Source organism: Devosia sp. (assembly GCF_035944845.1).
GTDB lineage: Bacteria > Pseudomonadota > Alphaproteobacteria > Rhizobiales > Devosiaceae > Devosia_A.
On sequence record NZ_DASZAW010000044.1, the window covers coordinates 1 to 18,289 of the forward strand.

22 protein-coding genes are annotated in these 18,289 nt (G+C 65.3%); 10 read left to right on the forward strand and 12 right to left on the reverse strand.

What is annotated here, in order from left to right:
• Positions 1-197: 197 nt before the first annotated feature.
• The gene (gene radA, locus VGV07_RS07065) at positions 198-1,586 is read right to left on the reverse strand and encodes a DNA repair protein RadA (RefSeq protein ID WP_326867990.1); all 1,389 of its coding nucleotides are present in this window, start codon (positions 1,584-1,586) and stop codon (positions 198-200) included.
• An 83-nt stretch (positions 1,587-1,669) separates the two neighbouring features.
• Complete coding sequence (locus tag VGV07_RS07070) at positions 1,670-2,284, reverse strand: 2'-5' RNA ligase family protein (protein ID WP_326867991.1); 615 nt, start codon at positions 2,282-2,284, stop codon at positions 1,670-1,672.
• Between the two features lie 204 nt (positions 2,285-2,488).
• Here VGV07_RS07070 and VGV07_RS07075 point away from each other — a divergent pair, with 204 nt between their 5' ends.
• Both VGV07_RS07075 and VGV07_RS07080 read left to right on the forward strand, forming a co-directional pair.
• Positions 2,489-3,703 (forward strand): enolase C-terminal domain-like protein, encoded by a 1,215-nt coding sequence (locus VGV07_RS07075; protein ID WP_326867992.1) that lies wholly within the window; start codon positions 2,489-2,491, stop codon positions 3,701-3,703.
• A gap of 213 nt (positions 3,704-3,916) precedes the next feature.
• Positions 3,917-4,852, forward strand: coding sequence for a hypothetical protein (locus tag VGV07_RS07080; protein WP_326867993.1), 936 nt, complete (start codon positions 3,917-3,919; stop codon positions 4,850-4,852).
• Here the strand turns inward: VGV07_RS07080 and VGV07_RS07085 are convergent.
• Positions 4,849-5,316 carry a VOC family protein gene (locus VGV07_RS07085; RefSeq protein ID WP_326867994.1) on the reverse strand — a complete coding sequence of 156 codons (468 nt, stop codon included), beginning with the start codon at positions 5,314-5,316 and terminating at the stop codon, positions 4,849-4,851. The two genes, VGV07_RS07080 and VGV07_RS07085, sit on opposite strands and share 4 nt — an antisense overlap.
• A gap of 150 nt (positions 5,317-5,466) precedes the next feature.
• Here VGV07_RS07085 and VGV07_RS07090 point away from each other — a divergent pair, with 150 nt between their 5' ends.
• On the forward strand, positions 5,467-6,150 hold the full coding sequence (locus VGV07_RS07090; protein WP_326867995.1) for an SDR family oxidoreductase: 684 nt from the start codon (positions 5,467-5,469) through the stop codon (positions 6,148-6,150).
• Positions 6,151-6,174: 24 nt separating this feature from the next.
• Here the strand turns inward: VGV07_RS07090 and VGV07_RS07095 are convergent, their stop codons facing one another.
• The 5 genes from VGV07_RS07095 to VGV07_RS07115 form a co-directional block, all read right to left on the reverse strand.
• Positions 6,175-6,690: an AAA family ATPase gene (locus VGV07_RS07095; protein ID WP_326867996.1), complete on the reverse strand. Its 516-nt coding sequence runs from the start codon at positions 6,688-6,690 to the stop codon at positions 6,175-6,177.
• Entirely contained in the window at positions 6,683-7,066 is a 384-nt protein-coding gene (locus VGV07_RS07100; RefSeq protein ID WP_326867997.1) for a hypothetical protein, read from the reverse strand. The genes VGV07_RS07095 and VGV07_RS07100 overlap by 8 nt, the downstream gene beginning before the upstream one ends.
• Positions 7,067-7,234: 168 nt before the next feature.
• On the reverse strand, positions 7,235-8,371 hold the full coding sequence (gene alr, locus VGV07_RS07105) for an alanine racemase (RefSeq protein WP_326867998.1): 1,137 nt from the start codon (positions 8,369-8,371) through the stop codon (positions 7,235-7,237).
• 2 nt (positions 8,372-8,373) lie between these two features.
• On the reverse strand, positions 8,374-9,864 hold the full coding sequence (locus tag VGV07_RS07110) for a replicative DNA helicase (RefSeq protein WP_326867999.1): 1,491 nt from the start codon (positions 9,862-9,864) through the stop codon (positions 8,374-8,376).
• Between the two features lie 204 nt (positions 9,865-10,068).
• Positions 10,069-10,506 (reverse strand): MarR family transcriptional regulator, encoded by a 438-nt coding sequence (locus tag VGV07_RS07115; protein ID WP_326868000.1) that lies wholly within the window; start codon positions 10,504-10,506, stop codon positions 10,069-10,071.
• Between the two features lie 73 nt (positions 10,507-10,579).
• Between VGV07_RS07115 and VGV07_RS07120 the strand changes: the two genes are divergently transcribed.
• Positions 10,580-11,113, forward strand: a complete 534-nt coding sequence (locus VGV07_RS07120) for a cytochrome b (protein ID WP_326868001.1) — start codon at positions 10,580-10,582, stop codon at positions 11,111-11,113.
• Here the strand turns inward: VGV07_RS07120 and VGV07_RS07125 are convergent.
• A complete protein-coding gene (locus VGV07_RS07125; RefSeq protein ID WP_326868002.1) occupies positions 11,110-11,898 on the reverse strand; it encodes a TetR/AcrR family transcriptional regulator in 789 nt (262 codons plus the stop codon). The genes VGV07_RS07120 and VGV07_RS07125 overlap by 4 nt on opposite strands.
• A 106-nt stretch (positions 11,899-12,004) precedes the next feature.
• Here VGV07_RS07125 and VGV07_RS07130 point away from each other — a divergent pair, with 106 nt between their 5' ends.
• Entirely contained in the window at positions 12,005-12,475 is a 471-nt protein-coding gene (locus tag VGV07_RS07130; RefSeq protein ID WP_326868003.1) for an SRPBCC family protein, read from the forward strand.
• Positions 12,476-12,529: 54 nt separating this feature from the next.
• On the opposite strand, the gene rplI is transcribed toward VGV07_RS07130, so the two are convergent.
• The 3 genes from rplI to rpsF form a co-directional block, all read right to left on the reverse strand.
• Positions 12,530-13,111 (reverse strand): 50S ribosomal protein L9, encoded by a 582-nt coding sequence (rplI, locus tag VGV07_RS07135; RefSeq protein WP_326868004.1) that lies wholly within the window; start codon positions 13,109-13,111, stop codon positions 12,530-12,532.
• A gap of 84 nt (positions 13,112-13,195) precedes the next feature.
• Entirely contained in the window at positions 13,196-13,450 is a 255-nt protein-coding gene (gene rpsR, locus VGV07_RS07140; RefSeq protein WP_055048535.1) for a 30S ribosomal protein S18, read from the reverse strand.
• A 21-nt stretch (positions 13,451-13,471) separates the two neighbouring features.
• On the reverse strand, positions 13,472-13,885 hold the full coding sequence (rpsF, locus tag VGV07_RS07145) for a 30S ribosomal protein S6 (RefSeq protein WP_326868005.1): 414 nt from the start codon (positions 13,883-13,885) through the stop codon (positions 13,472-13,474).
• 295 nt (positions 13,886-14,180) lie between these two features.
• Between rpsF and VGV07_RS07150 the strand changes: the two genes are divergently transcribed.
• The 5 genes from VGV07_RS07150 to VGV07_RS07170 all read left to right on the forward strand — a co-directional run bounded on the left by VGV07_RS07150 (position 14,181) and on the right by VGV07_RS07170 (position 18,202).
• A complete protein-coding gene (locus VGV07_RS07150; protein ID WP_326868006.1) occupies positions 14,181-14,369 on the forward strand; it encodes a hypothetical protein in 189 nt (62 codons plus the stop codon).
• Between the two features lie 284 nt (positions 14,370-14,653).
• Complete coding sequence (locus VGV07_RS07155) at positions 14,654-15,610, forward strand: threonine/serine dehydratase (protein WP_326868007.1); 957 nt, start codon at positions 14,654-14,656, stop codon at positions 15,608-15,610.
• A 165-nt stretch (positions 15,611-15,775) separates the two neighbouring features.
• Positions 15,776-16,675, forward strand: a complete 900-nt coding sequence (gene fabD / locus VGV07_RS07160) for an ACP S-malonyltransferase (RefSeq protein WP_414649919.1) — start codon at positions 15,776-15,778, stop codon at positions 16,673-16,675.
• A gap of 184 nt (positions 16,676-16,859) precedes the next feature.
• Positions 16,860-17,600, forward strand: a complete 741-nt coding sequence (gene fabG / locus VGV07_RS07165) for a 3-oxoacyl-[acyl-carrier-protein] reductase (protein WP_326868009.1) — start codon at positions 16,860-16,862, stop codon at positions 17,598-17,600.
• A 365-nt stretch (positions 17,601-17,965) separates the two neighbouring features.
• Positions 17,966-18,202: an acyl carrier protein gene (locus tag VGV07_RS07170; protein WP_055048542.1), complete on the forward strand. Its 237-nt coding sequence runs from the start codon at positions 17,966-17,968 to the stop codon at positions 18,200-18,202.
• Positions 18,203-18,289: the final 87 nt, after the last annotated feature.

Sequence of the window (18,289 nt, forward strand, 5' to 3'; positions counted from 1 at the left end):
ATCCGCGGGCCGTAGCCAGGATCGCCGAAATCAGGACGAGAACGCCGATGCCGACGTCAAATGCAGTCAACATAGAGAAAATCCGCCCCTGGGACCCGCTTCAGGGTCCCGTGTAACCATTAATCGTGGCAAAGCCAAGCATGTAGGATGGGGCGCATGGCCGATGTTCACGGAAAGCAGGAAGCGTGGCCAAAGCGCTACTCGGCCGCCTGCCGCTGACCGCGCGCGGCGATGCGGCCGATGAGCTCGGCAAGCTCGGCATACTCACCCACGGCGATGCCGTTCGGCACGTCCCCCTTGCCCAGCCGGCCGGTCACCGCCCCCTGGAAACCGAGCTTTTGCGCCTCGCGCAGGCGCTGCGCCGCATGCGCCACCGGGCGCACCCCGCCAGCCAGCGAAATCTCGCCGAAATAGACATTGGTCGAGGGCAGCGGCGAGCCGGTCAGCGACGAGATCAGCGCCGCCGCTACGGCCAGGTCGGCCGCCGGTTCGTTGATCTTCAGCCCGCCTGCCACGTTGAGGTAGATGTCGTTGGCGCCGATGCGCACCCCGCAGCGCGTCTCGAGCACTGCCAGCACCATCGAAAGCCGCGACGAATCCCAGCCGATCACCGCGCGGCGTGGCGTGCCGAGCGGCGATGGCGAGACCAGCGCCTGCACTTCGCACAGCATCGGGCGGGTACCCTCCATGCCGGCGAACACGGCAGAGCCCGCGGCATCCTTGTCGCGCTGGTCGAGGAACAGTGCCGAGGGGTTGGCCACTTCCCGCAGGCCCAGCGTCGACATCTCGAACACGCCGATCTCGTCAGTCGCGCCGTAGCGATTCTTCACGCCGCGCAGGATCCGGAAGGTGTGGCTGGCATCGCCCTCGAAGTAGAGCACCGCATCGACCAGGTGCTCCACCACCCGCGGCCCGGCGATCTGCCCGTCCTTGGTGACATGGCCGACCAGCACCACCGCGGCGCCGGATTTCTTGGCGAAGCGGGTCAGCGCCTGGGCCGAAGTACGCACCTGGGTGACGGTACCCGGCGCGCTTTCCACGCGGTCCGTCCACAGTGTCTGGATCGAATCGATGATCACCAGATCGGGGGGAGGGCCGTTCTGCAGCGTCGCGAGGATGATCTCGACATTGGTCTCCGACGCCAGCAATACGGCACGGTCGCCAAGACCGAGCCGCTGCGCCCGGAGCCGGATCTGTGCGATCGCCTCTTCGCCCGAAACGTAGACGATGCGGCGGCCGCGCTCGGCCAGCGCCGCGGCCGCCTGCAGCAGCAGGGTAGATTTGCCGATGCCCGGATCGCCGCCGATCAGTACGGCGGAGCCCATGACGAAGCCGCCGCCGGTGACCCGGTCGAGTTCGCCGATGCCGGTCTCGACCCGCGCCGCCGTCTCGGTTTCACCGGCCAGCGGCTGCAGCTCGATCGGCCGTCCACCCGCCACGGCGGCTTTCGGTCCGGCGCCGACGCCCGAATCGACGATCTCCTCGACGATGGTGTTCCACTCGCCGCATGCCTCGCATCGCCCCTGCCAGCGGGCCGTCGCCGCGCCGCAGGCCTGGCAGACATAAGAGGTTTTGGTACGCGCCATGAGATGCCCCGAGGAGTCGACGAGAGGTAGCCGACTATGAAGGCAAAGGCAAGAACGAAGAGTGAACGTTCAGATTCGACCACTCACCGCCGCGGCCACTCCCCGATGACTTCGTACCGGCCCTGCCCATAAAAGCTGCGGACCAGTGCGAACCCTTCCACCCGCAGCGTTGGTGGCCGCTCCAGCACCACTTCGGGCGCGCTGGCCCGATCATAGCAGAGCGTCAGGTGGAAGGCCTCGCTGGGTGGCGTGTGCACCTCGAAGCCGCGTTCCAGCATGCCCCAGCGCAGGAGTCGCGCCAGCTCGACCAGCGGTGTGTCCGAACCCGGGTAGAGCGCCAGGGGCGGCGAACCTACCTTGCGACGGAAGCTGCCGAGCCGGGTGAGCGCGATATCGAATGGTGAAAAGGCCATCGCATCGCCGGTGGCCATCGCCACCGCGAGATCGCTGCCGCTCAGTTCCTGGTAGAAGCCGACATTGATCAGCGAGATATGCAGCGTCGTTGCTGGCAGCAGCGATGCCGTGATCCCATGCAGGCGTCGCTGCTCGTCGACGATCTCCTGCAGCGCCGGGCGGATCCCGCCGCCGACCAGCACGGCGAAGAACACCGGGTCGCGTCCCTGGCGCGGCGGCACCCTGATGGACTTGAGCGGCCTTGTGTCCTCAGCGAACCTCGACAGCTGTGGCAGATCGGTCATCTCATTGGTCCTCCGTGCGACTAGGGACACACAAGGAACCAGTGAGGCTGCGTTGCCGTCAAGAACAAAAAGAGAACAGATTGCACCAGGCGGTGCGCTCGACCTTCGCCCAACTTGCCTCCGGCGCTGCCCGTTGCGAAGCTCTGTTCATTGCTAATCCTCAACGGCCCGATCAGTGGCCCGACCAGCACACCTAGGGAAGAGATGACCAAGATCACCGGGATCGAGACGATCCGCACGCGCGCCGACGGCACCTGGCTGTTCGTCAAGGTTCTGACCGACCAGCCCGGTCTCTACGGCATCGGCTCGGCCTCCGACCATTACCGCGCCAAGGTGGTGCAGGCGGCGATCGAGAACGTCACGCCACTGCTGATCGGCCGAGATGTCAGCCGCATCGAGGATATCTGGCAATCGGTCTACACCCAGAGCTACTGGCGCAACGAGGCGATCGGCAACACTGCTCAGGCCGGCATCGACATGGCTCTGTGGGACATCAAGGGCAAGGAAGCCGGCATGCCGGTTTACCAGCTGCTCGGCGGCAAGACCCGCAGCGCTGTCGCCGCCTATGCCCATGCCCAGGGCAACTCGCTCACCGAGCTCGAAGACGACGTCCGCCGCTACTGGGAGGAGGGCTATACCGTCATCCGTTGCCAGCTCGGCAATTACGGCGGCGGCGGTTTCCTCGATCGCGCCAATGCCCGCGGGCCCAGGAACCACTGGCCGCAGGACAAGGCCTTCGACGACGACGCCTACCTGCAGGCGATCCCCGAAATGTTCGCTCACCTGCGTGATAAACTCGGCTGGGGCCCGAAATTCACCCATGATGTGCACGAGCACCTGGCCCCGACCAATGCTGTGCAACTGGCCAAGCTGCTCGAGCCCTACCGGCTCTACTTCCTCGAGGATCTGCTCTCGCCCGAGCAGGTCGGCTGGTATCGCCAGGTGCGCCAGCAATGCGCCACGCCGCAGGCGATGGGCGAGCTGTTCGTCAACCCGCACGAGTACCTGCCGCTGATCACCGAGCGGCTGATCGATTTCGTCCGTGTCCGCATCTCGAAGGGCGGCGGCATCACCCAGGCGCGCAAGATCGCGACGCTCTGCGAATGGTTCGGGGTGCAGACCGCCTGGCAGGAGGGCGGCGACAACGACCCGGTCAACCAGATGGCCGCCATGCACGTCGACCTCGCCTCCACCGCCTTCGGCATCCAGGAGGAGAACCACTTCAAGCCCGAGGAATACGAGCTGTTCCCCGGCCACGCGCTGCTCGAGGGCGGCTACCTCTATGGCAACGATCAGCCCGGTCTCGGTATCGACATCGACGTGAAGAAGGCCGAGGCGCTGCTCGATCCCGACAAGGCGGCAAAGTCGCATTACATGGCCGAAGATCGTCGCCGCGATGGCGGCATCGTTCGGCCGTAGTGGTTGCAGGCAGGCGCCCGCCATTGAGGGTGAGGGAGACGGATCATCGCAATTTCCATTGACTGGCAGGCCGACCTCGCTCGCCTCGCCGAGGGGATCGTTACCCGCCATCGGCAGCCGTTTCATCTGATCTCGCAGGCGGCGTTCGAGGCCAAGGTTGCAGAGCTGTCCGCTCGCCTGCCATCTCTCTCCGAGCAGGCGGCGACCGTCGCCTTGCGCGGCGTCGCGGCCAGCATCGGCGATGGCCACACCTTCGTCGCCGCGCCGCCTCGGCCGAAATTTCCGGTCGAGTTCTGCTGGTTTGGTGATGACCTCACGGTGGTTCGCGCCGCGGCGGCTCACCGCCGGCTGATCGGCGCCAGGCTGCTCTCGATCGGCGACCAGCCCGTCGCGCTGCTGCAGAGCCAGCTGAACTGGTTGATCCCGCAGGGCGAGAACGCCGGCTACGTGCTGGCGCGAAGCGTCGAGCTGATGCGGGAGCCGGAGGTGCTTGCGGCTTTGGGCATCGAGCCCGCGTTCCGCTTCATCGATGCGGCCGGAACCGAGCTGGTCGAACTTCTGGAGCCGGGCAAGGAGCCGCTGCTGACTGCCGCTCATGCTCCGCTCTCGATGCAACGGATGGACGAACCGTTCTGGTTCTCGCGTGTTGCCGAACAAGATGCGGTCTATGTGCAGTTTCGTTCCTATGACGGGCTCGAGGCCAATGCCGCCAGGCTGTTCGACGCTCTCAGTCAACAGCCGGCGCGCCGGCTCATCGTCGACCTCCGGCAGAACGCCGGCGGCAACTTCTTCGCCGGCCGGCAGTGGATGCTGGTCCCCATCGAACTGATGGGGCTCGTCGCCGGCCAGCTGTTCGTGCTGGTCGGTCGCGGCACCTTCTCGGCCAGCATGGTCAACGCCATCGACTTCCGCCGCGAAACCGAAGCGATCCTGGTCGGCGAACCGATCGGTGCCCGACCATACGGCTACCAGGAGAACGGCTGGTTCGCGCTCTCCGGCTCGGGATTGCGGATCTCTGCCGCCATCCGGCTCTATCGCTTTGGTCCGAAGGACGCGGACAGCTTCCACCCGGACCACCAGATCGACACTAGCCATGCCGACTTTGTCGCCGGCCGCGATCCGGTGCTCGACTGGGCGCTGGGCGCCTAAAGGTCCGGCATGCCGCTGAACACTTCGAGGATCACCCCGATGTCGGGGGCGCTGTCGAGATAGTGCACTTCGATGCCGGTGAAGCTGCCGCTGAGGGTGGATTGCCCGCCGCGCGCCTGCTGGTCGGCCAGCGTCTGCCGGAAGTCCGGCGTCTGCACCGCGACATGGTGCACGCCGCCGACCCCGCCGCGTTGGGCCAGAAACTTGCCGAACATGTCGTTCTCGTCCTGCGGCTCGATCAGCTCCCACATCACGTCGCCGATCATCGTCATGGCGATCCGTGAACGCCATTCGGCCGGCTTGCCGTCGACCAGGACGTTCTCGGCATTCTCCGGTCCGATCTCCATGAATTCCCATGGCCCGATGCCATACTGCTCCTCATAGGCGCGAACCGCCGCCTCGAGGTTGGGCACCACGATGCCGAGCTGCATGGTCTTGGTGAAGGATGGCGGCTTTGACGGCATGCTAGGCTCCCATAGTTCAACAACATTGTTGATCAACAATAATGTTGAATAATATGGAGCGCCCTTTGTCAAGTGAGTGCCGCACGCGCTTGGCGCGACCACGGCACAGCCGCTAGGGTGCCCGCCCATATGAAGACCCGGGAGTACGGCATGCGGTTCGAGGGCCAAGCGATTTATGTCACCGGCGCGGGTCACGGCATCGGCCGCGCCACCGCGCTGCGCCTGGCGGCCGAAGGTGGCTCGATCGCCGTCTCGGATATCGATGGGCCTGCGGCGGAGGCGGTCGTCGCCGAAATCGTCGCGCTTGGTGGCCGGGCCTTCGCCACCATTTGCGACGTCACCAGTCGCGACGCTGTCGATGCTTCCATTGCCGAGACAGTCGGCCGTCTCGGCAAGCTCGAGGTCCTCGTCAACACCGCCGGTGGCGATTGGCACGAACCGGCGCTCGGCGATATTCCGGATGAGCTGTTCGATCGCAAGCTCGACCTCAATCTGACCGGCGTCTTCCGCTGCGTCCGTGCTGCCCTGCCGTCATTGATCGCCGCGGGGCCCGGGAGCAACGTCGTCACCATCGGTTCAATCAACGGCAACTGGGCCTTTGGCGGTTACGCCTATTCGGCCGCCAAGGCCGGGCTCGAGATCCTCACCAAGAACCTTGCCGCCCGCTATGGCAGCCAAGGGGTCCGCTTCAACCTGATCAGCCCCGGCACCATCCGCACCCGCAACTGGACAGTTCGCGAGGACGATGGCGGAAAGCGTGCCCGAAAATACCCGCTCGGTCGCATCGGCGAACCCGAAGACATTGCCAAGCGTCACCACTGGTGGCCTGCATGACCTGATCATGGAGGAGTAGGCGCCTCAGGCGCGATGGTCGGAGAGGGCTCGCGAACTGACGTATTGCTCGATCGCATCGCGGCTGCGGAGGATCTCCTTCGCGCCCTCGAACCCATCCCATAGCCGCTGGTGCGCCAACCGGGAGTTGGAGTTCTCTCGCCTGGGATACTCGGCGATCCAGGCGAGCAGCGCTGCGAACGCGGCCTCGTCGCCACCACCCTGGTTGCCGCGTCGGCGTACATTGTCGACGCATTCATCAACCGGCAGGTCGAGAAACACGAACTCGGTGGCGCGGGGCAGGGCAGCCGGCAGCAGCCAGCCATAGACGCCCTCCATCACCCACCCGGGCGCGGCGGCACGCGCGGCCAGCTCATCGAACACCACGCGCTTGTCTCGTTCGTTGCCGCCATACGCCCCGTCCCAATAGAGGTCGTCGAGCCGCACCAGCGGTGCCGAGAGGCGCTGCGACAAGCGTTCGCCCAGCCAGGTCTTGCCGGACCCGCCATTGCCGGTAATCAGCACCCGCGTCGCGTCAGCCATCGTTTGCCGCCTTCGGTGAAAGCAGCGATCCGGCGCGTTCGCTGCGCTCGGTCGCCATGACGGACATGGCAAACGTCAACGGAAGCGACCAGAGGAACGCATTCAGCGGTTTCATTTCGTTGAGGTCGTAGCCGAAGTCAGCCAATCGAAGGATGAACCAGTCAGGCTTCACCAGGGCCGACATTTCACCTGATTTCTCGGCCAGATCCATGACCGGCAGCATCGCGGCATGAGTATCGAACCCCAGGGCATAGGCGATCGCCTCGTCGAAATGCCCCGACTTGATCTGCGGATAGCGGTCGCGCACCGCATGCTTGATCGATAGCAGTCCCGCCCGCGTGAACGGCGCAATTCCAAACGGCATGCCAGACCTCATCTCGGGTCGACGTCCGCCGATTACGCATCGACCAGGGATTGAGGTCGGTCGCAAGCTGTTCGGGATGCTCCCTTCAACCCGGCGGCAGGTTTGGCCGGAGCGGCCTTGCTGCAAGCTAGCGCTCGTCACCTCGCAAGGCAACACGGCGCATGGCTGGGCGTGCATGGCTCACGCCGGTGGTGCCGCGCTCTCGACATAGTTGCGCGAGTAGCGCCCCTTGAGGCTGGTCAGCACCTCATAGCCGATGGTGTTGGCGATATCGGCGTGGTCGTCGACGGTGACCTGCTTGCCGATGATCTCGGCCATCTCGCCCGGCGCCGGTGGGCGCGGCAGGTCGGTGACGTCGACCCCGATCATGTCCATCGACACCCGTCCGACCAGCGGGCAGGGCTGGCCTTGGATCACTACGTGGGTACCGCGGTGGTTGTTCGATGAACTCAGCGAGCGGAAGAAACCGTCGGCATAACCGATAGCGACGATGGCGAGGCGGCTGTCGCGCGACATCGTCTGCAGCGCGCCATAGCCGACGGTCTCGCCGGTCTTCACGTCCTTGGTCATCAGCACCGGCGCTTCGAGCGTCACCACCGGGGCCATCGGGTTGCGCCGGCCGGCGACCGCGCGACCGCCATAAAGTGCGATGCCGGGGCGGACCATCTGGAAATGGTTCTCGCGATTGCTCATCAGCCCGGCCGAGTTGCTGAGCGAGGCCGGGATGCCCGGGAACTGCGCCATCACCGAGGTGAACAGCGCCAATTGCGTGCGATTCTTCTCATGCGCCGGCGTGTCGGCGCAGGCGAGGTGACTCATGATCATCTGCGGCGCATAGCCGATCGAGTCGATCAGCCGCTTGACGATCGAGGTTTCGTTGAGCCGGAAGCCGAGCCGGTTGATGCCGGTATCGAAATGCAGCGCCGCCGGCAACGCCTGGTTGGAGGCTGCGCAGGCGGTGAGCCACTCCTCCAGCATCGGGATCGAGGCGAGGCATGGCATCAGCCGCTCGCCGACATAGAGCGGCGCCGAGCCCGGATAGAGCCCCGAGAGGATGAAGATGTGGCTGTCCTCGGGCACCGCCGCCCGCACTGCGATGCCTTCGTCGGGGGTCGCGGCGAAGAAGAACCTGGCCCCGGCCTCATAGAAGGCTCGCGAGGCCTGGGCGATGCCGGTGCCATAGGCATCGGCCTTCACCACCGCGCCGGTCAGCGCGCCGCGGCTCACCTTGTCGAGCGCCTGCCAGTTGCGCTTCAGCGCGCCCAGGTCGACCGTCAGCCGCCCGCCATAACCGGTCGCAATGGCCGGTGCCGCCATCACTACTCCATCCTTTCGGGCAGGTAGTCGGCGCGGGCCAGGTTGCCGAAGCGCGTGAACTGCGCCTCAAAGCTCACCTGCACGGTGCCCGTCGGGCCGTGACGTTGCTTGCCGATGATGACTTCGGCCTTGCCGTGCACCTGTTCCATCTCGCCCTGCCACGCCATGTGTTCGGGCGTGCCCTCCTTGGGCTCCTTGTTCTTGAGGTAATATTCCTCGCGATACACAAACAGCACCACATCAGCGTCCTGCTCGATGGAGCCGGATTCGCGCAAGTCCGCAAGCTGGGGGTGCTTGTCGTCACGGTTTTCGACCTGACGGCTGAGCTGGCTGAGCGCGATGATGGGCACTTCCAGTTCTTTTGCCAGCGCCTTGAGCGTGGTGGTGATCTCGGTCAGTTCCTGCACGCGGTTCTCGCTCGCCTTCTTGGACGAGCCCGAGAGCAGCTGCAGGTAGTCGACGATCAGCAGGTCGAGGCCCTTCTGCCGCTTGAGGCGCCGGGCTCGTGCGGCCAGCTGCGCCACCGAGATGCCGCCGGTATCGTCGATATAGAGCGGCACCTGCGCCATCAGGTTCGAGGTGTCGACGAGCTTCGAAAACTGGCTCTCGTGAATGTTGCCGCGCCGGATGTCGGATGACGAGATCTCGGCCTGCTCGGCGAGAATACGCGTTGCCAGCTGCTCGGCGCTCATTTCGAGGCTGAAGAACCCCACATGCCCGCCATCGACGGTTTTCATGTGCCCGTCGGCCTGCACTTCGCCGCGAAAACTCTTGGCCACATGGAAGGCGATGTTGGTGGCGAGCGAGGTCTTGCCCATGGCGGGGCGTGCCGCGAGGATGATCAGGTCCGAGCGCTGCAGGCCGCCCATCAGCCGGTCGAGATCGGTGAGCCCGGTCGAGGTGCCGCTGAGCGTGCCATCGCGACCATAGGCTTCGCCCGCCATCTTGATGGCTTCGGTCAGCGCCGCCGAAAAACTCTGGAAGCCGCCATCGTAGCGGCCCTTCTCGGCGAGATCGAACAGCGCCTTCTCGGCCTCCTCGATCTGCTTGTTGGCCGTCGCCTCGACATCGGAGTCGTAGGCGACCTGCACCATCTCCTCGCCGATCTGGATCAGGTTGCGTCGGATGGCGAGGTCGTAGATCGATTGGCCGTAGTCGGCCGCATTCAGCACCGTGGTCGCTTCCGCCGCCAGCCGCGCCAGGTATTGCGGCATGGTCATTTCGGGGGTCAGCGCATCGGCGAGGTAGGTCTTGGCGGTGATCGGCGTCGCGGTCTTGCCGGCGCGGATGATCTTGGCCAGCACTTCGTAGATGGTGCGGTGGATCGGCTCGTAGAAATGCTCGGGCATGAGGAAGTCGCTGACCCGATAGAACGCCTCGTTATTGACGAGGATCGCTCCCAGCAAAGCCTGCTCCGCCTCCACGTTGTGAGGCGCGAGGCGGAAGCCCTTTTCGTCTTCCGGACGCAGGCGATGCACGTTGTTGTCGGCCATGGCGACTCGGAGTCTTCCCTCACTTGGTTGACCCTTCCTTAACCGTCCAGGGACGGTCGCGGAATGGCTGGGCTGCTGCCCGAAGCATCAGCATGGTGACGCCCCGGCCCGGCACCTGTGAAGTGCGGTGAAAACGGGGGAATCGCGACCGAGCGTGCGATTGGGCGTGCGTGCGACTTTGCCGCCTCTACACCGATTCGCGCCTTAATCTGTGGCGGCATCACGCTCGAGCGCCGCAATGATCCGGCGCATCATGTCGTAGAACACCTCGCGCTCCTCGGGCCGTAGCGCATCGGTGGCGATGCCGTTGACCTCGATCGCTGAAACAAAGGCGGCCTTGGCGCGCTCGAGCCCGAGCAGCGTCAGCGAGACCTGCGCGCTGCGCCTGTCGTTGGGGTCGGGCGTTCGCTGCACCAGGCCGTCGCGCTCCATTCGGCTGAGCGTATTCGCCATGGTCGGCTGCTCAACGGCCGCCAGTTGCGCCAGCGCCTTCTGGGTCATCGCTCGGCCATCCTGCAGCGCGAAGAACACCGGCATCGGGCCCGAATTGCCGCCCGCCAGTCGCCGCTCGATCGCCCGCGCAAACAGCCGCGCTGCCCAGTTGGTAAGGTAGCCGGCAGAGGTCTCGCGGACGTAGCTCATGTACATAGCTTGCTATTTAAATCCATAGTGTGCTATGTAATCGCCATTGGCTACTGAACGCAAGGAGGCCTCGATGTCAGCGAAAAGCAGTGCGACGCGCTACGGCAGCGTTGCTATCGCCATCCATTGGCTCACCGCACTGATGATCGTTGGTTTGTTCGCCACCGGCCTGCTCGCTGCCGCACAGCTCGATCCAGCGGCCAAGGTGGCGCTGCTGCGGGCGCATATTCCACTCGGGGCAGGGGTGTTGCTGCTGACGCTGCTGCGCATCGTCTGGTGGCTCGCCATCGACCGCCGCCCGGCTCTCCCGGCAGGGCAGCCGGGCTGGCAGAGGACCACGGCCAAGGCGGTGCATTTTGCCCTTTACGCGGTGGTGCTGGTTACCGCTTCGAGCGGCATTGCCACCATAATCCTCTCGGGCGCGCTGCCTGCCATCATTGGCTCCGCCACCTTGCCCGACCTTGAAACCGTGCTGCCGCGTGCCGTCCACGGCTTGATGTCGCGCCTGATGCTTGGACTGCTCGCTCTCCACATCGGCGCTGCGCTCTACCACCAGTTCATCCGCCGCGACCGCCTGCTGGCGCGCATGGGTGTGGGCGCCGCCTAGCCGCGACGACCGGCGATCAGCGTTTCGATGCCGTCGAGCAGCCGTTCGAGGCCGAAGCGGAACGCCTTCTCGCCCCAGAACTCGCCCTGCCGTGCTGCCGTCGCAGCCTGGCCTACCCGCGCCGTAAGGGGAAAGCGGTGCGGGTCGACGAACCGCTCGAGTTGCGGCATCGCCTCGCGCCACCAGTCGGGATCGCCAAGGCCGGTCTGTTCTCGTTCCGCCAGCAATCCCGACTGCAGCGCCGCGGCGTGTGCGGCGTGGTTGAGCACGGCGGCAAGCGCCTGATCCATCTCGATGTCCGCAAGGCCGATGCCTTCGAGTGCCGCCAGCTCGATTTCGGTCTTGGCGATCTCGTGTGGTCCCATCGGCGAGCGCGCCGGACGGGCCGCGTGCAACCACGGATTGGCGAGCAACAGCCTGTAATTCGCCTCGGCGATCTGCGTCAGCTTCTGCTGCCAGCTTTGTCCACGCGGCTGGGCGTCGACCGCATAGAGATTGCGGTACGCCCTGTCGACCATCAACGCCAGCAGCGCTGCCTTGCCTGGCGCAAAGCTGTAGGTAGCCATCGTCCGCACGCCGAGCCGTGTGGCCACCGCCCGCATCGACAGGGCTGCGAGCCCCTCTGCCTGCACCAGCTCGGTGGCGGCAGCAACGAAGTCGCCAATGGTATGGCCGCTCCTCCCGACCTGCCGGCTGTGGTCGCTCCACAGCAGCGCGATGGTGTCGACAAGCGAGCTTTCGGTGTCGTTGCCGGCCAACGCTGCCTCCGGGTTGATGATCCTCACTCCTTAGCACCGCCCCATGCTTCGACCATAGGTTTGACCGTCCATCCATTGTTCGATACAGTGTATCGATACATCGTATCGATTCACTGTGCGGAAAGGGACGACCATGATTACGAATGACCCTATCGAAGACACGGCTGGCTGGAGGTTCGCTCTGGAGGGGCGGCTGGATCCTGCGGCTGCGGTTGCTGCCTCGGGGGAGATTTCGATTGCCCGCCCTCCCCATGTGGTGTGGGGCTTGCTGTACGACGTCGAGAACTGGCCTCACATCCGCGCGGATGTGCAGGGGATGGTCGACCTCGAAGGCGGGGGCTTTACCTGGTCTGCCGGCCCGATCGTAGTCCGCTCACGCTTCGCCCTCACCGAGCCGGGGCGACTGCTGACCTGGTGCACGCATGGCGACGGGCTCGAAGCCGTCCATCTCTATCGCTTCGAGGCGGTGGGGCCGAACACCCGACTGACCGCGGCAGAATCGATGACTGGGCCACTGGCGCTGCAGGCACTCACCAATGCACAGCTGACAGCCCGGATCGCCTCCTGGCTGGAGGGCATCAAGGCACTGGCGGAGAGCCGGTGAAATGAAAAGGGCCGGGATCGCTCCAGGCCCTTTGCGTATCGATAAGATACGTTCTTATTCTGCTTCGTCGCCGAACGCGTCGGCGGCGGCGGAGCCGGCCTCGGCCTGGCCGGCGGCGAATTCTTCAGCCGCTTCGTCGTCGTAGTTGATCGCGGTAAGGTCTTCACCGGCAGCCTGGCGGGCTGCTTCGTCTTCCGAACGGGCGACGTTGACGGTGATCGACACCGCAACTTCGGCGTGCAGGTGCAGCGGCACCGGGTGGACGCCGACGGTCTTGATCGGGTTGGCGAGGTCGACCTGCGAACGCGAAACGGTGAAGCCGTCCGCGATCAGCGCGTCAGCCACGTCGCGCGACGACACCGAACCGTAGAGCTGGCCGGTTTCGCCGGCCTGGCGGATGATCACCACCGACTTGCCGTTGAGGCCCGAAGCGATGCCGGCAGCAGCCTCGCGGCGCTCCTGGTTGCGCTTCTCGATGTCGGCGCGATCGCGCTCGAACTTCTTGCGGTTGGCTTCGGTGGCGCGCAGCGCCTTCTGCTGCGGGAGCAGGAAGTTACGAGCGAAACCGTCCTTCACCGACACTTCGTCGCCGATGTGGCCGTGCTTGCCGATACGCTCGAGGAGAATGACTTTCATGATGCTTTCCTTGTGCTGTCCCGTTCACGAGTGAACGGTTAGGAGCCACCGAGGCGGCAGCCCCAACCAATCCCGAACCGGTTCTTACTGAACGGCGTAGGGCATGATGCCGATGAAGCGGGCGCGCTTGATGGCCTTGGCCAGTTCGCGCTGCTTCAGGGCGGAGACCGCGGTGATGCGGGAAGGAACGATCTTGCCGCGCTCCGACACGTAGCGCTGCAGCAGGCGAACGTCCTTGTAGTCGATCTTGGGCGCGTTCGGGCCCGAGAACGGGCAGGTCTTGCGGCGGCGCTGGAACGGACGGCGGGCCGTGGTCGTGGTCAGGTCTTTGATGGCCATTTGGCTTATCCTTCCGAGTTCTTAGAAGCGGCGCGGGCGGCGGTCGCCGCGGTCGAAACCGCCACGGTCGCCACGCGGGCCACCCGGACGATCGCCGCGGTCGTCATCGCGATCGCGCTTCTGCATCATGGCCGACGGGCCTTCTTCCAGCTCGTCGACGCGGATGGTCATGAAGCGCAGGATGTCTTCATTGATGCCCATCTGGCGCTCCATCTCGGCCACCGCGGTGTGCGGAGCGTCGATGTTGAGCAGGGTATAGTGAGCCTTGCGGTTCTTCTTGATGCGGTACGAGAGCGACTTCAGCCCCCAGTACTCGTTCTTGGTGACCTTGCCGCCGCCGTTGGTGAGCACTTCGGTCAGCGCCGCAGTCAGCTCTTCCACCTGCGTCGGGGAAACGTCCTGGCGAGCCAGGAAAATGTGTTCGTAAAGGGCCATAAGCGCCTTCCTTCAAGTTGGTTCACAACACATGCCACTCGGCGCGGAGCCCCTTTGAAGCCGGAAAGGCGATCAAAGCAGTCTTCTAAAGAGCGGGAACACGGGAGGACGGGCGGACCCTATCGTACGAATGCACGAACCCTCCGTTCAGCCCCCGGCCGAACGAATGCGAGGCGGGCTATAGGGGAAAACGCCGGCAATGGCAAGCGGCGCGGGGCGGGTGGCGTCCAGGAGGCGTCCGCCCGGCGGAACGAAATCGCCCAGCAGAACCTTTCCCTTACATAAGGAGAAGGTCATGACCAATCGCAAAACACCAGTCCAGCCAACCAGCCAGCCCGATGCGGTTCCGTCGGACATTCCCGATGCCGAGCGGACCGAAAAGGAACTGCCGGAAGGACAATTGCCGGGCATGCCGGTATGGCGGGATCCGCTGCTGAACCCTGGGCCGACACCTTCGGAACGGGAGACGCCGCCGCTCGATTGAAGCGTCAGCCCGATGCCGATGCTTCGCCGGCGCGCTTGGGGATCTGATATCCCTCGGATACCAGCAGCGAGGTGATTGACGGCGTCAGCGCGCGGCAGCCGCAATGCTGGGCGTGCTCGTAATGCCAGGCCGCACGCTGCTTTCTCGTCGCGTTGGCGGGCCATCCTGTGCTCGCGGTGCCACTCAGAGTTGATCTTACCCATCGTCGCAGCCTCTTTCATCGTCCCGACACTTGCGTTAGGCAGGCCGGGCGGCTCCACTACGTTAACCTTGTCGAGACCGCCATGACCACCACCGAAGCCGTCGCGTCTGCTCCGCCCGATCGCAACGCGATCCGCGCGGCCGAGGTGGTAATCCGCCCGCACATCCGGCGCACCCCGGTCGTGGAGGTCGCAGCTTCAGATTTCGGGCTCGATGGGGCCCCGTTCTCGTTCAAGCTCGAATTCATGCAGCACTCGGGGACCTTCAAGGCCCGCGGCGCCTTCGCCAACCTGTTGATCCGCCCCGGCGCGGCGCGCGGCGTCGTCGCGGCCTCGGGCGGCAACCACGGGGCCGCCGTCGCCTATGCTGCGCACAAGCTCGGCATCAAGGCGCATATCTATGTGCCGCGCATCTCGTCTGAGGCCAAGATCAATCGCATCCTGCAATACGGAGCCGAGATCGTCATCGGCGGCGACACCTATATCGACGCCTACAATGCCAGCCACGCCTTCGCCACCGAGCATGACCTGCTCGAAGTGCATGCATACGACATGTTCGAGACACTGTGTGGGCAGGGGACGGTGGGGCTCGAGTGGCTTGAGCAGTCGCCTGGCCTCGATACGCTGCTGGTCGCGGTGGGTGGTGGCGGGCTGATCGGCGGCATCGCCGCGGCAGCCGCCGGCCGGGTCAGGCTGATCGGCGTCGAGCCCGAGAGCGCGCCGACCCTCAACCACGCGATCGAAGCCGGCCGCCCCGTCGACGTGCCGGTGAGCGGTGTCGCCGCCGACAGCCTCGGAGCCCGCCGCATCGGCAGCCTCAGCTTCGCGCTTTCCGGCTTCATCGACCGCTCCGTGCTGGTCACCGACGAGGCGATCGTCGCGGCGCAGAAGGCGATCTGGGACGTGCTGCGGGTGGCGGTGGAACCCGGTGGCGCTGCCGCGATGGCTGCCGTCCTCTCGGGGCGCTATGTTCCGGCGCCCGGTGAGAAGGTCGGGGTGCTGCTCTGCGGCGCCAACACGACCGCGGTGAAGTTCGACTAGCCCGCCTTGACTTTGCCATCCCCCTACTGCAAACGCCGCCGCCAACTGGACGCCTGTCCGGGCGGGGCTTAGGCTCGGCCGCAACGACCAAGAACAACGGCGGAGGCCACCACCTTGACCAAGCGCGCATTCACCTTTCCGGGGCAGGGCAGCCAGGCTGTCGGAATGGGCAAGGATCTCGCCGACGCTTACCAGGAAGCCCGCAACGTCTTCGCCGAAGTCGACGACGCGCTGGGACAGAAGCTTTCGGCCATCATGTTCGAGGGACCCGACGAGACGTTGCGCCTCACCGAGAACGCCCAGCCGGCGCTTATGGCCGTCTCGGTTGCGGTAACCCGCGTACTCGAAAGCCGTGGTTTCTCGCTCAAGGATAATGCCGCTTACGTTGCCGGCCACTCGCTCGGCGAGTACTCGGCGCTGGCCGCGGCCGGCGCCTTCAGCCTCGCCGATGCGGCGCGGCTATTGAAGATCCGCGGCCAGGCCATGCAGCAGGCCGTGCCGGTCGGGCAGGGCGCCATGGCGGCGATCCTCGGCCTCGATCTCGAAACCGTGCTGCGTGCCGCCAACGATGCCGAGGATGGCGAGGTCTGTGGCGTCGCCAACGACAATGCCCCCGGCCAGGTGGTGATCTCTGGTCACGCCGGCGCGGTGAACCGCGCCATCGAGCTGCTGAAGGCCGCCGGCGCCAAGCGCGCCCTGCCGCTGCCGGTGAGCGCCCCGTTCCATTGCGCCCTGATGCGTCCCGCCGCCGACGCCATGGAGCACGCGCTCAACCAGGTGACGGTGAACGCTCCGGTCGTGCCGGTGGTGGCCAATGTGTTGGCCAAGCCGATCACCGACCCCGAGGAAATCAAGAAGCGCCTCGTCGAACAGGTCACCGGCATGGTCCGCTGGACCGAATGCGTCGGCTGGCTGGTGAAGGATGGCGGCGTAACGCAGCTGGTCGAGCTCGGCTCGGGCAAGGTGCTGAGTGGCCTCGCCAAGCGCATCGCGCCGGAAACGGCGACCGTGTCGATCGGCGCACCGGCGGATGTGGATACGTTTTTGGCCGAGGTTGGAGCCTAGCAAAAAAGGCCCCCTCACCCGGCGCTGACGCGCCGACCTCTCCCCCAGGGGAGAGGTGATGACGAGGCGAGATCGCGCCCCGAGCTTACCTCTCCCCTGGGGGAGAGGTCGGTCCAAAGGACCGGGTGAGGGGGGCTTTCTCGGGCGCAACAGAATGAATCAGACTCTCCAAAGGAGCCGCTAAATGTTTGATCTTACGGGCAAACGCGCCCTCGTCACCGGCGCTTCGGGCGGCATCGGTCGCGAGATCGCCAAGGCCCTGGCTGCCTCGGGCGCCCGCGTTGCGCTGAGCGGCACCCGTGTCGGCGCCCTCGAGGAAACCCGCGACCTGCTCGGTGGCGGCGATCACCCGATCCTGCCGGCCAACCTGTCGGACTTCGATGCGGTGGACAAGCTCGTCCCCTCGGCCGAAGCAGCCCTCGGCGGCATCGACATTCTCGTCAACAATGCCGGCGTCACCCGCGACAATCTCTTCATGCGCATGAAGAACGAGGAGTGGGACGAAGTGCTGGCGGTCAACCTCACCTCCGCTTTCCACCTGACCCGCGCGGTGCTGCGCGGGATGATGAAGCAGCGCTTCGGCCGCATTGTCGGCATCACCTCGGTCGTCGGCGTGGTCGGCAATCCGGGGCAGGGCAATTATGCCGCGTCCAAGGCCGGCCTCATCGGCATGAGCAAGGCACTCGCCTACGAAGTCGCCTCGCGCAACATTACCGTCAACACCGTGGCGCCGGGCTTCATCGGCTCGGCCATGACCGACGAATTGAACGATAAGCAGCGTGAAAGCATTCTGGGTAAGGTGCCGGCTGGCCGGCTCGGCGCCGCCGACGAGGTTGCCGCCGCAGTGGTGTTCCTTGCCAGCAACGAGGCCGGCTACATCACCGGCCACACGCTGAACGTCAACGGCGGCATGGTGATGCTCTAGCGGATTGCGCTGCCTTGCTTCCCTCCCCCTTGAGGGGAGGGATTGAGGGAGGGGGTGGTGCGGTGATCACCGATAGACCCCCACCCCCAACCCCTCCCCTCAAGGGGGAGGGGAGCTCTCGTTGGGCGCGCGGGGCCGAAAGGCAAGCGCGAAGGCTGGGGAAACCGGCCTCCACGCAATATGGCAATGGCGGGGGAAGTATGTTACCTCCGCCCTGATTTCGGGTTCGGCCCGTACTTGCGAGGGTACGACGCCGCGCCTACAGTCTGCCGCGAACGGCGGCAAAGGTCGGTAGGCCCGGGCAATTCCGGTGTCTGGGACCGCGTACGAACGAACAACCTGTTTGGTAACAAGGGAAGTCAAATATGAGCGATATCGCTGATCGCGTCCGCAAGATCGTGGTCGAACACCTCAACGTCGATGCGGAGAAGGTCGTCGATAAGGCCAGCTTCATTGACGATCTGGGCGCGGACTCGCTCGATCAGGTCGAGCTGGTCATGGCTTTCGAGGAAGAGTTCAACGTCGAGATCCCGGACGATGCCGCGGAGTCGATCCAGACCTTCGGTGACGCCGTCGCCTATCTGACCAAGGCCGTCGGCTGATCGCCGACCGCTAACGGCTCTTCTTCGATGGAACTGCGCCGCGTCGTCGTCACCGGGATGGGGATCGTCAGCCCTTTGGGCTGCGGG